This is a genomic window from Pseudoalteromonas sp. QJM3NY_12, from assembly GCF_056173165.1.
The window spans coordinates 501,473-514,719 of sequence record NZ_CM149661.1 but is presented as its reverse complement, the minus strand read 5'-3'; the positions used below and the strand labels follow the sequence as shown (position 1 = coordinate 514,719).

Here is a 13,247-nt window from a genome sequence, read left to right as displayed (position 1 = left end):
ATACTTAAGCCTTAAACGATATTTTAATCACTACCAAATAAATCACGCGTATAAACTTTATCAGCAATATCAGCCAGTTCATCAACCATACGGTTTGATAAAATAACATCTGAAAGCTGCTTAAATTCATTTAAATCTTTGATTACCCGAGAATGATAAAACTCATCAGCTTCAAGTACGGGTTCAAAAACAACAACTTCAATTCCTTTTGCTTTAATGCGCTTCATAATACCTTGAATGGCAGAGGCTCTAAAGTTATCCGAACCCGACTTCATAACTAACCGATAAACACCGACAACCTTAGGTTTACGATTAATAATTGATTCCGCGATGAAATCTTTTCGTGTTCGATTCGCATCAACAATGGCGCCTATAATGTTGTTAGGAACATCTTTGTAATTTGCTAATAACTGTTTGGTATCTTTAGGTAGGCAGTAGCCACCATAACCAAATGAAGGGTTATTGTAATGGTTACCTATGCGTGGGTCTAAACCAACCCCTTGAATAATTTGCTTACTACTTAACCCATGTGCCTCAGCATAACTATCAAGTTCATTAAAGTAAGCCACTCGCATCGCTAAGTACGTGTTAGAGAAAAGCTTTATTGCTTCAGCTTCTGTTGAGTCGGTAAATAACACCTCAACGTCTTGCTTTATAGCGCCTTGCTTAAGTAAACCTGCAAAAGTTGCTGCTCGCTCGCTTTGCTCACCCACTACAATACGTGACGGATACAGGTTATCGTAAAGCGCCTTACCTTCACGTAAAAACTCAGGCGAAAAGATAATATTATTACAATTAAACTTATCTTTAATAGACTGAGTAAACCCAACCGGCACCGTTGATTTAATAATCATTGTCGCATCAGGGTTTATAGCTAATACGTCTGCAATTACAGCTTCAACTGAGCTTGTATTAAAGTAATTGGTTTGTGGATCGTAATCTGTGGGAGTAGAAATAATTACATACTCAGCATCAACATAAGCAGCTAGTTTATCTGTGGTTGCTGTAAAATTTAGATCTTTACGCTTTAGAAAAAGCTCAATTTGCTCATCAATGATCGGGGATTGCTGATTATTTAATAATTCAACTTTATGCTCATCAATATCAAGCGCCATAACCTCATTATTTTGCGCAAGCAACATTGCATTTGAAAGGCCTACATACCCTGTACCAGCTACAGCTATCTTCATACAACTTCCTTTACTTCTAATAACTTTTTGAGGCTTTCATCTAAAAGGTTAGCCACTTCCTTAGAACTATACTTTTCAACAGAGCTTCGAGCATTACAAACCATCTGATTATATTGTGCTGAATCCATTTCAATCAACTCCAATATAGCATCGGCTATAGCCTTAGCACTTTGTTCCTCGAAAAGTAAACCGTTAATATAGCTAATCACAACTTCATTAACAGGACTAATATTTGAAGCTAATACTGGAGTCCCACAGGCAAGAGACTCTACGGCAACTAACCCAAAACTTTCTCTATGGGTAGGAAACACAAATACATCCATTTCGTTATACTTTTCAGCAAGCTGATGTGGCTCCAATGCACCAAAGTAAGTAACAACTGAGCTTAAGTTATCTTCTAAAATTTTATTTTCTAATAACTCGACTTCTGCACCAGTTCCATACATATTCAATTTTATTTTATTCAAAAGATTAGGACTATGAAGACGAATTAAAACTAGCGCATCTAAAAGCTCCTGCCAACCTTTCCCTTCATCAACCCTAGATACATACCCCAAAGTAAAAAAGCTTTTGTCTACTCCTTTTGAAGGCTTAAACACATCAAAATCAACACCACCAGACGGAGAAACAATAACTTTATGCTCACAATACCAAGGATATAGATGTAGTAGCTTTTCTTTAAAGTATTCTGATGGCACAACTACAGCAGCACTATGCTTAATAACTAAGGGAGAAGCTAATCCCATCAACTTATGCATTGGAGAGTCTCCAACGAGGTCATCCCCATGCACATTTACTACATACTTGGGCTTATTAAATAATAAATATGGCAGTAAACAAATTGTAGAGTATGTAAGGTAATGAAAATAGATAAAGTCATAGTTACGTTTACCTAAAGCAACTATACCTTTGGATATAAACTTTATATAACTTATTAACTTTTTCAAACCTGATAAACGATGATCTATAACGACTTTGCTAACTATTTCATAACCTTGAGTTTTAAACTGCTCATAATTTTTACCAACAAAGCTGCCAAAAGACGGATCTCGCTTTGATGGAAACAAGTTAGCTATAAAGCAAATTTTGCTCATTTTTTTTCTCTTTTTAGTAACTCTAAACGCTTTTTTGCAAGAAAGGGAAATAATGAAGCTAACCACGCCCTAAATAGCTTGTTAGCAATAGGAAAGTTAAAAAGTTTGAGGACAATACCAAAACTAGTTTTATAACCTTTGTTATAATGTACAAGAAAATCAAAGCATTTTTTATTATTATCAGACATTAAATGCCCATAACGTTCATAAAACTGTTGTAAGCCAATTAAGCGTCGATCAACATTGTCAGTAATTCTTGGTTTATCATGGGATGTATGAACAATATACGAAGGCTTTTCTATTCTATAGCCAGCACCATACTTAACTATCATCCTAGTCCAAAACTCCCAATCCTGAGAAGAAACAACAGAAACATCAAACATTCCAGCTTCAATTAAACGCTGACGATAAGTCAGTATTTGATTGGACGCTTGGTTAAAGTTGAGCTGCTTATTTAAATCGATGATTAAATTACTATCTAATTGTGGCTTTCTAACCTTTCCATAATCCCAGATATAGCCACTACATACGAATGCAAATTTATCATCAAATGCCTCCACAAGATCTTCAATTCTACTAGGAAGAAACTCATCGTCATCATCAAGACCCGTTGCATAAAGCCCTGTCATATTTTCAATTGCATAGTTTCTTGCTTTACAGGCCCCTTCATTGCTATTAAAAGCGTGATACTGAATATTTGAAAAGGTTTGCTGCAACTCATAGAGATATTCAACTGTGCCATCTATTGAACCGTTATCAACTATAAAAATTTCAATGTTAGGGTAGGTTTGATTTTGTACAGACTTAATCGCTCTTTTTAATAGCTGTAATCGATTGTAAGTCGGTATCCACACAGAAACCAGAGGTTTGTCCTTATTCAAATTTAACTCCCTTTATTCTTATTTTATCGACCCATAGTAGCGATAAAAAGCACCCTAATGATATGCCTAGAGTACCAGACATCCATACATGCCCACTTAACTGCGCTAAAAATAATAAAATAAGGCTTCCAACAAGTACACTTGGACTGTATTGCGAATCTTTATCTGTAAATTGTTTTGCTGCTTTAAGGAAAGTGAATATATAAAAGCCAAAACACGTAACTAGACCCGAGAAACCAAACCAAACAAGTGCATCTATGGCATCAACTTCAGCTGAGTATTTTATTGGCAGATATTCGGCTACCCCACCACTACCTATACCAATTAGTTGTTGCCAAAAGTTTAAGTGTTCAATATAAATAATGAGCATATCTCGTACAAAAATATCACGGCCTGACCAAACAATACCTAACACGCCTTTTTCATTTAATACCCAAACAAATTTATCATATAAACCGATGGCTTGAAGAAGGTCTGTTATTAAAAAAACAATTACTACAGACACACATACCATTGGAAAAAATATAAAAAATTTAAGCTTAGTAAAACTAAAAAATCGCTCACGCTCGTTAACTAGCGGTATGAAAAATATCAGCATAATGGCTGCTAACATGGCTGTTTTTGTAGCAACAAGCAAGCCACATAAAACGGTAAATAAAGAAAATAAGAGGTACCATCTAGGCTTATTGTTCCAACACCAATGTAGTGTGAATGAAAACAATACTATCATTGTTGCACCCAGCTCATTAGCTGCATATATAAAGCCATTTGAGCCAGCAGTTTCTCCATCTCTTAGCTCATAGCTTGCTCGTCCAAAGCCAAGAGCACCTAAAAGTAAGTTAAAACATAAAATAACAAAATTACAAAATAAAATTCTTTCAAGCCAAACAACCGTAAACGCCTTCCACTTTGCAGCTAGCAGGCCAAAATAAATAAAGATAGAAATAGGCATCAATATTTTATAAACATAGGAGAAGTCAGCTATAAAAAAAGAGACATCAGCCTTGGTAGTTAGCTGATAAACAGGCCCAAATAAGAGTGCAGCTAAGAGACAACATAGTAATAAGAAAAATTTCGGGTTTAAAATAAATACAAGTGAAAATACTAGCATTGTTAGAGGAAGTTTGTACAACAGTGATATTTTTAAATCAATACCAAGTTGTATAACCATAAACCCTGAAGCGATATCGGCTAACAAATATGCGCTCATCATCAAAACACATAACTTGTGAGCCAGAGAAGGGCCTTGCAAGATATTATTGCATCGAAAAAAGCTCATCAAAAATTCCCAGGCTCTTTAACTAACCGAGTTCTATATGCCTCTATATAATCACTAGTCGGCTTCAATACTTTTGCAGGATTACCTGCAGCAACCATTCCATCAGGAATGTTTTTAGATACCACACTACCCGCGCCAATAACGCAGTTTTTACCTATTTTTATGCCTGGTAAAATTATACTGCCCCAACCTACAAATGTATTATCACCTATTTCAATCGCAGCACGATATGAAAGACGGGAGCCCTTGCGATAACTTTCTTCATGTATAATAAGTTCATTTATAAATAATGTAGGGGATGCATCATGTCCAAGTAAAGTTGCACCTGTTATTGTACAGTTACTACCTATGAAAAATTTATCACCTTTACTTGAGGAAGAAAGTTTCGTATCAATTATAATCGTATTTTCACCGATACTCGCGCCTTGTAATTCGTATTTATTTATCATTCGTTGATAGGCAAGTCTATCAACTATAGCTTGGAGTTTTTCTGAGCGAATAAAGCGATTAAGCAAATAAAAAAATAGAAACTTTAACTTAATCATAAACAAAAAGATCCTCAGCTAGCTTTTGCCAACTGAATTTAGCTTCAGCAAGCTTTCTATTTTCAACTTGTAATTTTAAATAATCATTTTCTGACAAATTAATACATTCATTCATACCTTGAGAGAATGAACTAGCTGAATATTCGTCAAGTAAAATATTGTTAGTCAAATTCAAAATTTCACTAGTAGCGGTTATTACAGTTTCACTAGACTTTGCACCTACAATAGGTAAGCCACAACAAAGCGCTTCTAATATAGTTTGCCCTAAAGGTTCATAATTTGAGGACATAATGAAGAAATCTGCGGCTCTGTAGTATTTTTCAGGAGTAGCTTGACGGCCTAAAAACTTAACCCGCTCTTCAAGTCCTAGCCGTGAGCATAATTGTCGTAATTCGCACTCTTCGGCACCTTCTCCCAATAACCATAGATGAGTATTTTTATCATCTAGCTCTTTTAATGCCTTTATTGCGATATCAAACCCTTTAGCTTTAACAAAGCGCCCTATACATAAAAAAACCCTATTTTGAGGAGATAAGTTAAGCTGCTGTCTTAACTCTATTTTCTGATCTATGTTGGCCGATGTAAAACGCGTTAAACTGACACCCGGCTTACATATACCTATTGGCTTCGTTTTATTTATATCACGCACTTGTTTCAACATGTTTTCACTAAATACAAATAGCTTATCGCTATGTTTAAATGCGAGATATTGCATTTTTTTATGAATTTCAAACGACAACTTGCTAGTAAATTTTGTCAAAAAAGAGCTTTGCTCTCTAAGGCTTGCCCTAGTCTCATTTTCAACAACGCCAGGGACTAGATATATAATATTTTTATATCCAAGAGCTTTAAGAATTACAACATTAAAGTGAAAGCGACACACAGTAAAGTCAGGCTTATGTAACATAAAGATTTTTTTATATACTTTAATCGCGTTCAGTATATGCTTTATCCCTCTTCCAAATCCTGAACCTTTTTCAGCCTTATAGCGGTATACGATAACATCATCTTCTATTTCATGATCAGGCAATGGCTGATTACTTGGGTTTAAATCACTTGCAGCTATAATAACTTCGCATCCAATAGCCTTATACTCTTGCGCTAAATGATAAAGTGAGTTTTCTATTCCACCAATATTAGGTTTGTACTGATTACTAGTAAGAAGCACGCAAGGCTTTTTTAGCTCTAAAGTCATATTTAACTTTCTCTATTACGGAGGGTTAATACAAACGCAATAATTAAAGAAAATAGCCCACCTAAAAAAGTAATGCCTACGCATATAATAGCCCTTGATGGACCAGACTTTTCTTCTGGAAAAACAACAGGCGATAAAGGTTTTAAAATATGAGAGTCGCCGATAGATGACAGTAGCTTACTTCTAGTTTGATCTGCTATTAATTCATAAAAAACCGAGCGAAGTTGACTCACATTAGTTTGCGATGCTTGAACTTTTAAATATTCAATTGCTTCTTCCGCTTCTTTTTTATCTTTAGCTCGCCAGAACTGATTAATATCTTGGATTAGCCAATTAGTAATATTGACCGAAAGTTCAGGTGAAATAGTCGTTACCTTTAACTCAATTAACCCTTTCTTTTTTATATGTGCAACATTAATTTGTTTAAGTAGTTTATTGTAACCTTCCCAAGGGGTTGGTATCACAGACTTACCAGGAGGTGGGTTACGCTTCCAAATTTTTTGTTTTGGATCGTATTCGTTAAAATCATAATGTGATTTTTTAGTTTCTGAGTCCCATGAATCTAGAGCAAGCAATTCAGGCAATAAGTCTCTTTTTTCTATAAAATTCTGAAGAAACCCTCTACTTTGCATAAACTCCAAAGCAGCGTCAACATCATTCCCTTCACTTCCCCCCAAAGAAATACCTGCCATGCTAGCAAGCCCACCAAATTGACCTGTTAATTTCGAAAGACCGCCATCCTCAGATTTATTCACCGGCGATAGAAATACTTGAGCCGTATAGGTGTTAGGTTGATTAATAGCTATCAAAACGGACAATACCGCCGATAAAAACGTGCCTATAATTACTACCCATTTATATTTAAGTAAATTTAAAAAGGTTGAGTCTATATTATCTTCAACTACCCCAACGTTACTATCCATGGCACTTTCCAACCCACTTAACCAACTAAAAATGGAGGGCAGTATAACAAACTACGATCATTTTAGAAGTATTTTATCATGTACTTAAGAGGTTACCTCTGACAGAAAAAGTTTAGTCTTAATTTATATTTAATCACCTATCTTTAGCATTTAAGTAGAACTAAAGTTATCGTGGTGATAAATAATAAAAAAGTACGAAATAAAAATGCACGCAAATAGAAAAATAATTTATAATTACGTCCGTAGAGCGTGGTTACAATTAATATCGATTACAAAAAACTACAGATATAATGTGCTCTTTTAGGTAACTTAATAATATAGAGCTGAAATAATGTAAATAACAAGCATCAATGACTACCCTTAACATTATTTCTATTATTCGTATGAATCTCAGCAAAGCATAGTATGCTCATTTTTTACTTTTAATATTACAAAAAAAATTATGTAATATGAGTAACCCAAGTTAGGCATTATAAATAATGATTATTAATAACTTAAGTGTGTTTTTAGCAACTTTCATTAGTCTGTTCTTTTTTAGAAAGCTTGCAACAGTCATTAATTTAGTGGATACGCCGAATGAACGAAAAAACCATATAGGCACAGTTCCTTTAGTCGGTGGATTATCTATCTTTGTTGTCGTTTTCTGTTATTTATATGTATTTCCAACAACTTTAGTTCACTCATATGTATACCTTAGTTGCGCAGGCCTGTTATTAATTATTGGAGTGTGGGACGACTTAAAAGATCTTAGCTTTAACCTAAGACTTTTAATACAAGCACTTATCTCTCTAATTATGATGCTTAACGCTGATTTAGTCTTAATTGATTTAGGTGAATTAGTTGCACCATTTGAGCTTAACTTGCCTTATTTTGGATATTTATTAACATTTATTGCCATTATCGGAGCCATTAATGCTTTTAATATGATTGATGGTATTGACGGTCTCCTTGGAGGAATGACTACGGTAACGTTTGGCGCCATGTCTATATTATTTCTACTGTCAGGCCATACCCAGTTGCTTTCTCTCTCTTTGGCAATCGTTATCGCTACCGTTCCTTACATTTTAATGAACATAGGCATCCCTTTCGGACAACGCTTCAAAGTTTTTATGGGGGATGCTGGAAGTACCGTTATCGGCTTCACCGTTGTTTGGCTTTTAATAGAAGGCTCACAGGGGAATGCACAGTCATTTGACCCTGTCACAGGGTTATGGATAGCGGCAGTGCCAATAATGGATACGGTTTCAGCCGTATTTAGACGGATTAAAAAAGGCCAGTCGCCATTTAAACCTGATAGAGAACACCTACACCATGTTTTGATACGCTTAGGACTTTCTTCAAAACAAGCCTTGTCAACTATTTGCTTTATTGCCATTATATTTGCATCAGTAGGCGTTTTATCGGAGTCACTCAACACACCAAACTATATTATGTTTTGGAGCTTTATAATTATAAATATTGGTTACTTCTTCATGATGATGAGAGTTTGGAGGATTACTGTAAAGGTCAGAAAGTATTTTGGAATAACCACAAAATTAAAGAAAAATAATTAATATGTCAAAAGAAAAAGTTGTTTTACTCATTTTTGGTGAAGGCGGACATAAACAAGAAATGAAGCTACTTTATGAGCAGCTATCAATGTCTTCTTTAACATTTATAACGATAGGCCCATCTCCTTTATCACAATCATTAAAGCATTACTCACTAGGTGATGTGAGGCATAAAAAAAACCGTATAAAGTCTTTTTTTATGGCTTTGATTGGCGTTTTACAGTCTTCCTTGCTAATAGTGAAATTATGCCTAATCCATAAAGTTACTGGATGCATATCTACAGGCCCAGGCATCTCAATCATACCGTCAATCTTATTAAGATTATTAGGGAAAAAAGTAATCTTTATTGAAACATTTTGCCGTTTTTATACTCGCTCCATGACCGGCCGTATCATGAACATAATAAGTAGTGAGTTTTGGGTGCAAAACCAAGAACAAACACAATTATATAAAAACGCTAAATTCTGTGGGCGACTATGAAAGTATTGGTATCAGTAGGCTCTTCTTCATTTGATTCATTGGTATGTGCAGTAGACAGTATTGCAAACCTTTTTCCAAACTACGAATTTACATTTCAAATAAGTAACGGTAAGTACACTCCAACTATCGGTGATTTTTTTAGCTTTTCAAATTCGTTTTCACAGTACATTGATAATGCAGATATAATCATCACACATGCAGGAGCTGGAACTGTATTTGAACTACTAGAAAAGCACAAAAAATGTATTGTGATACCTAACTATGAGCGTATAGATCAACACCAATCAGATTTGGCATCATTTATAGAGAAAAATAGTCTAGCGATAGTTTGCCATAACTTAAAAAATATAAATCAATGCCTTCAAGAGGTAGAGGCCTTTAACCCGACTCTTTATGTTAAAACTGCCTTTTTTAGAACAAATGAGTTAGTTGAACTATTTAGCTAAAATCTCTTATAACTGAATAACTGTGCTGTGTTGTATTAACTAATGAGAAAATTGTATTGTAAGGTGCCTTTAAATAGCCCTCTTATAGAGCTCAATGATTGATGCCGCATTTTTATTATTAGAGAAAATACCGGCTATAGCCTCTCGGCTTTGAGATGATACACGCGCCTTTTGAGAAAAATGAGTTTCAATTGCTGCAGCTATTTCGTGGTCATTCTTTTGCCCCACTACCGATACCGCATCTTTATTACAAAAGGCAGCGAGCTCTTTTAAACCACCACATTTTGTAACTACAATAGATAAACCTGTAGCCATTGCCTCAAGTGCAGCTACCCCAAACGACTCTTCTTGCTGAGTAACCTCATCTATAACCGATGGCTGTACATAAATATTATGATCAGAAAGCAAAGAAGGTAGTTCTTCATGGTTTACAGCATCTAAAAAAGTAACATGCTTTCCAATACCTAAAGCATCTGCAAGCTCTATCATAGAAGCCTTGAGGGGCCCGCTACCAACAAGTGTTAGCAATGAATCAGGATATATTTTTAATACAGCAGCAAAGCCACGAATTAAAAACTCATGCCCTTTACAAGTAATAAATCTACCAACACTAATGACTTTAATTTGCTCAAATGTACAAGGGGTCTTTACTTGAGTAAAAATAGGATTAATCGCATTGTAAACAACATGTGTTTTTTCTGATGGCACTGATAAATTTAAAGCTAGCTTATGTTTAAGGAAGTTTGAAGGAACAGTCCAATGCACATAATCAGCACTAGCAGCAGAAGTTAGCACCTTTTTATACTGCTTTCTGACCAAAGGCTCGCTATTAACATCAGAACCATGCATAGAAGCTATAACAGGAATATTGACTTTGAGTTTATCACTGACATGCATCCACGTTTTAACAGCATTACCTGTATGGCAATGAATGATATCTGGTTTAAACTCGTTTAAAACGTTCTGCCATTGTTTGTAGTCGATGAAAAGTGGCATCAACTGAAACCGCAGAACCAAACTTTGAGTTAAACGCTCATTCAAAATAGTTTTAAAAGGCGCTAAATACACTTTAGAAAAGGGACGTGATGATATATTCAACCTTTTAGCCGTTAATACAGCACTCTCGATACCCTGCTCTTGTATGCTTAGTACCTGGTCATAAATAAAAGTTTCTGTAGTAACTGAAAAGTTAGGTATGTAATGTAGTACTTTCATTTATTTCCTGCGTTAATTTTTTCAAAATTAAAGGGATTTTCCAAATAACGCTAATAAGGTACTGTAATAAAATAGCGATTAAAACCCCCCATAGCTCAATTTTCGCTCCAAGCAAAACAATAGCCAAACATAATACAATATTAGAAAGTAAAGTAATGTAAAACAGCTTTTTTACATACCCAAGTGCTAAAAAAACGGGGTGAATAGGTGTAAATGCAGTCGCTGCAGCATGAATAAGCAAGAATGTAATTATTTGCCACTTATAAACAAGCAGTCCATCGGTAAATACTAAAGGGATCCAATAGTCAACGGTTAGTGACGCAAATAACACGACGAAAAATGATGGCACAGCTAATAACAAAACAATTTTTAACATAGCCGTTTTAATTTTTTCAAATGCTTTTTTTGCAAGTAAGTTATTTATTTCTGGATATAGCACTTGGTTTAAAGGGCCCGTCACTTTAGTCGAAATAGTCGCTATTTGCTTAATCACTCTGTAAGCGCCTGCAGCACCAACTGATACAACAGCGCCAACTAAAATATTATCTAACTGTTTTACTGGTATATCGGCTAAGGCTGTTAAGTGAACACCATAATTGAAGTTGTTATATTGTTTTTCATTCAACGTTGAATTAACCGTGTCTTTTTGCCTGAACAGCTTGATTAAATAACCATAAGCGCAAGCTTGAATAAAAAGAACCCCCAAACCTAGTGATATAAGATAAGTTGTTACAAAGTACTCTATGCCAAAGCTAAAATATTGCCCAACTAATGCTAAAGAGAAAAATACAACCGCACTAATAATACCTTGTAATGCAAGCTCCCTATAGCGTTCTTGATATCTCAAAACCCCTATTGCAACACTTGTTTGGTTGATGAAAACATAAATAGCACACCATTTTAATAAAGTAGAATGTTCACTTAAATTAAAAGCGTCAACGTAAACTCGTGTCAATAATAAAGCAACCAAGGTACCAACAACAGCACATACTATGTCGTAACGAAGCGTTAATTTAACAAGCTTTTTTTTATCACTTTCTACACTAAAGTACTTAATTAACCCTTGCCAAGCCTGCGGATTAAAACAAAGGCTAAGCACCAAAATATAGGCTTGCAATAGAGTTACAACACCAAAGGATTCTAAACCAAGCGCCTTAATGGTTATAGCCACAGAGAAGAAGTTTAGAATTGAAGCAGTAAGGTTTCCACCTAACAAAATACCAGCTTGTTTGATTAACTTAAAAAACAAAATTCAGCCCTGTTATATCAGTAGCGCTAAATTTTAGGCTTTGTATCGAAAAGTTATTCATCTGAACTATTTTTCTTAAAAACTTTTAAAATACGTCGTGCAAAAACTGTAAACTTCCAAATATTCATCATTACTTGGTTATAAATAATTAAGCACACAATAAAGGCATAAAACATTATATATTCAGGGACATTATATATTTGTGCTGCAATACCAATCATTGCAAAAATACTCGCAATAAAACAAATTACAACTAGCGTCATATTAGGCCCAAGCCCTAATCGCTGTAAAATATGATGTAAATGCTCTCGGTCAGGTTTAAAAGGCGACAAACCCTTTTTAATTCTACGAATAATAGTAGAAACAGCATCCATAATAGGTATAGCAGCAAGCCATAATGCAATCACAGGATTAAAAGCTCTACTTTCTGGGACTTGTGAGCCTTCTAATAATAGCCACACAACAGTGAAACCTATTACTGTACTGCCTGAATCCCCCATAAATACTTTAAAGCGTTGGCCTAGTGGGATACCTAAATTCATAAGGATGTATGGGATGGTTGCAACAACAATAACAGCACAAAAAGCAGTAAGTTCTGTTTGTCCGTTAATATAAAACAGCCCGCCTAAAGAGCTAAAAGTAATAATAGCTAATGCGCCCAATAGCCCATCAATACCGTCAACCATATTAAATGCGTTAATCGCACCAACAACAGCAATAATTGTAATTACATAGCTAAAGTAGGATAAATCTAATATAAAAGGCCCAATGATGTGCCCTGCATCCTGAAAAATTAAATTTCCAAAATACATCATTAATGCAGATATTAATGTCTGTAGAGCAAGCCTAAACCTAAAGCTTACATCAAGTAAGTCATCAATAACGCCAACTATTAATAAAATACTGGCGCAACATAGGTATAGTGAAGAAGAGATAATCGTTTCTGGGTAAACCACTAAATAGCTAAAAACAACTACAAAAATAGCAACACCACCCACAAGAGGTATTGAACCACTATGATGTTTTCTTGCATTTGGCTGATCAACTAAATTTATTAAAAATGCAAATTTTCGAAAAATAAATAGACTTATAAATGAAAATAAAAATAAGCTTAATATAGTAATTATCAAAAAAATCTCCATAGTTAGAAACGAACAACTATCCGTCCCGCTTCGCTACTAGATAAACCCAGCCCAGCA

13 protein-coding genes are annotated in these 13,247 nt (G+C 34.9%); 3 read left to right on the top strand and 10 right to left on the bottom strand.

Annotation, left to right across the window (positions count from 1 at the left end; translation table 11 throughout):
- Positions 1-23 precede the first annotated feature (23 nt).
- The 7 genes from AC0VZ5_RS02430 to AC0VZ5_RS02400 all read right to left on the bottom strand — a co-directional run bounded on the left by AC0VZ5_RS02430 (position 24) and on the right by AC0VZ5_RS02400 (position 7,107).
- On the bottom strand, positions 24-1,190 hold the full coding sequence (locus AC0VZ5_RS02430; protein ID WP_138609461.1) for a nucleotide sugar dehydrogenase: 1,167 nt from the start codon (positions 1,188-1,190) through the stop codon (positions 24-26).
- On the bottom strand, positions 1,187-2,284 hold the full coding sequence (locus tag AC0VZ5_RS02425; protein ID WP_475474097.1) for a glycosyltransferase family 4 protein: 1,098 nt from the start codon (positions 2,282-2,284) through the stop codon (positions 1,187-1,189). Before AC0VZ5_RS02425 ends, AC0VZ5_RS02430 begins: the two co-directional genes overlap by 4 nt.
- Entirely contained in the window at positions 2,281-3,165 is an 885-nt protein-coding gene (locus tag AC0VZ5_RS02420; protein ID WP_475474095.1) for a glycosyltransferase family 2 protein, read from the bottom strand. Before AC0VZ5_RS02420 ends, AC0VZ5_RS02425 begins: the two co-directional genes overlap by 4 nt.
- Positions 3,158-4,378, bottom strand: a complete 1,221-nt coding sequence (locus AC0VZ5_RS02415; protein ID WP_475474093.1) for an O-antigen ligase family protein — start codon at positions 4,376-4,378, stop codon at positions 3,158-3,160. Before AC0VZ5_RS02415 ends, AC0VZ5_RS02420 begins: the two co-directional genes overlap by 8 nt.
- A gap of 65 nt (positions 4,379-4,443) precedes the next feature.
- Entirely contained in the window at positions 4,444-4,989 is a 546-nt protein-coding gene (locus AC0VZ5_RS02410; RefSeq protein WP_475474092.1) for an acyltransferase, read from the bottom strand.
- Positions 4,982-6,184, bottom strand: coding sequence for a glycosyltransferase family 4 protein (locus AC0VZ5_RS02405; protein ID WP_475474090.1), 1,203 nt, complete (start codon positions 6,182-6,184; stop codon positions 4,982-4,984). The genes AC0VZ5_RS02410 and AC0VZ5_RS02405 overlap by 8 nt, the downstream gene beginning before the upstream one ends.
- 2 nt (positions 6,185-6,186) lie before the next feature.
- Positions 6,187-7,107, bottom strand: a complete 921-nt coding sequence (locus tag AC0VZ5_RS02400; RefSeq protein ID WP_475474088.1) for a hypothetical protein — start codon at positions 7,105-7,107, stop codon at positions 6,187-6,189.
- Between the two features lie 479 nt (positions 7,108-7,586).
- Here AC0VZ5_RS02400 and wecA (AC0VZ5_RS02395) point away from each other — a divergent pair, with 479 nt between their 5' ends.
- From wecA (AC0VZ5_RS02395) to pssE, 3 genes are read left to right on the top strand one after another with little or no spacing between them, the layout of a single operon-like run.
- Positions 7,587-8,660: a UDP-N-acetylglucosamine--undecaprenyl-phosphate N-acetylglucosaminephosphotransferase gene (wecA, locus tag AC0VZ5_RS02395; RefSeq protein WP_475474086.1), complete on the top strand. Its 1,074-nt coding sequence runs from the start codon at positions 7,587-7,589 to the stop codon at positions 8,658-8,660.
- Position 8,661: 1 nt separating this feature from the next.
- Positions 8,662-9,138, top strand: a complete 477-nt coding sequence (gene pssD, locus AC0VZ5_RS02390; RefSeq protein ID WP_475474085.1) for a PssD/Cps14F family polysaccharide biosynthesis glycosyltransferase — start codon at positions 8,662-8,664, stop codon at positions 9,136-9,138.
- On the top strand, positions 9,135-9,584 hold the full coding sequence (gene pssE / locus AC0VZ5_RS02385) for a PssE/Cps14G family polysaccharide biosynthesis glycosyltransferase (RefSeq protein ID WP_475474084.1): 450 nt from the start codon (positions 9,135-9,137) through the stop codon (positions 9,582-9,584). Before pssD ends, pssE begins: the two co-directional genes overlap by 4 nt.
- A gap of 69 nt (positions 9,585-9,653) precedes the next feature.
- Here the strand turns inward: pssE and AC0VZ5_RS02380 are convergent, their stop codons facing one another.
- Genes AC0VZ5_RS02380 through wecA (AC0VZ5_RS02370) form a run of 3 tightly spaced genes read right to left on the bottom strand, consistent with a single transcriptional unit; the run spans position 9,654 to position 13,178 of the window.
- On the bottom strand, positions 9,654-10,799 hold the full coding sequence (locus AC0VZ5_RS02380) for a glycosyltransferase family 4 protein (protein WP_475474082.1): 1,146 nt from the start codon (positions 10,797-10,799) through the stop codon (positions 9,654-9,656).
- The gene (locus tag AC0VZ5_RS02375) at positions 10,774-12,048 is read right to left on the bottom strand and encodes a lipopolysaccharide biosynthesis protein (RefSeq protein ID WP_475474080.1); all 1,275 of its coding nucleotides are present in this window, start codon (positions 12,046-12,048) and stop codon (positions 10,774-10,776) included. Before AC0VZ5_RS02375 ends, AC0VZ5_RS02380 begins: the two co-directional genes overlap by 26 nt.
- A gap of 53 nt (positions 12,049-12,101) precedes the next feature.
- Positions 12,102-13,178 (bottom strand): UDP-N-acetylglucosamine--undecaprenyl-phosphate N-acetylglucosaminephosphotransferase, encoded by a 1,077-nt coding sequence (wecA, locus tag AC0VZ5_RS02370; RefSeq protein ID WP_475474078.1) that lies wholly within the window; start codon positions 13,176-13,178, stop codon positions 12,102-12,104.
- Positions 13,179-13,247: the final 69 nt, after the last annotated feature.

Coding starts and splice junctions, on each gene's coding strand:
- AC0VZ5_RS02425 (WP_475474097.1), bottom strand. CDS start 2,284: ATGAGCAAAATTTGCTTTATAGCTAACTTGTTTCCATCAAAGCGAGAT.
- AC0VZ5_RS02380 (WP_475474082.1), bottom strand. CDS start 10,799: ATGAAAGTACTACATTACATACCTAACTTTTCAGTTACTACAGAAACT.
- AC0VZ5_RS02400 (WP_475474088.1), bottom strand. CDS start 7,107: ATGGATAGTAACGTTGGGGTAGTTGAAGATAATATAGACTCAACCTTT.
- pssE (WP_475474084.1), top strand. CDS start 9,135: ATGAAAGTATTGGTATCAGTAGGCTCTTCTTCATTTGATTCATTGGTA.
- pssD (WP_475474085.1), top strand. CDS start 8,662: ATGTCAAAAGAAAAAGTTGTTTTACTCATTTTTGGTGAAGGCGGACAT.
- AC0VZ5_RS02430 (WP_138609461.1), bottom strand. CDS start 1,190: ATGAAGATAGCTGTAGCTGGTACAGGGTATGTAGGCCTTTCAAATGCA.
- AC0VZ5_RS02405 (WP_475474090.1), bottom strand. CDS start 6,184: ATGACTTTAGAGCTAAAAAAGCCTTGCGTGCTTCTTACTAGTAATCAG.
- AC0VZ5_RS02410 (WP_475474092.1), bottom strand. CDS start 4,989: ATGATTAAGTTAAAGTTTCTATTTTTTTATTTGCTTAATCGCTTTATT.
- AC0VZ5_RS02415 (WP_475474093.1), bottom strand. CDS start 4,378: ATGATGAGCGCATATTTGTTAGCCGATATCGCTTCAGGGTTTATGGTT.
- wecA (WP_475474086.1), top strand. CDS start 7,587: ATGATTATTAATAACTTAAGTGTGTTTTTAGCAACTTTCATTAGTCTG.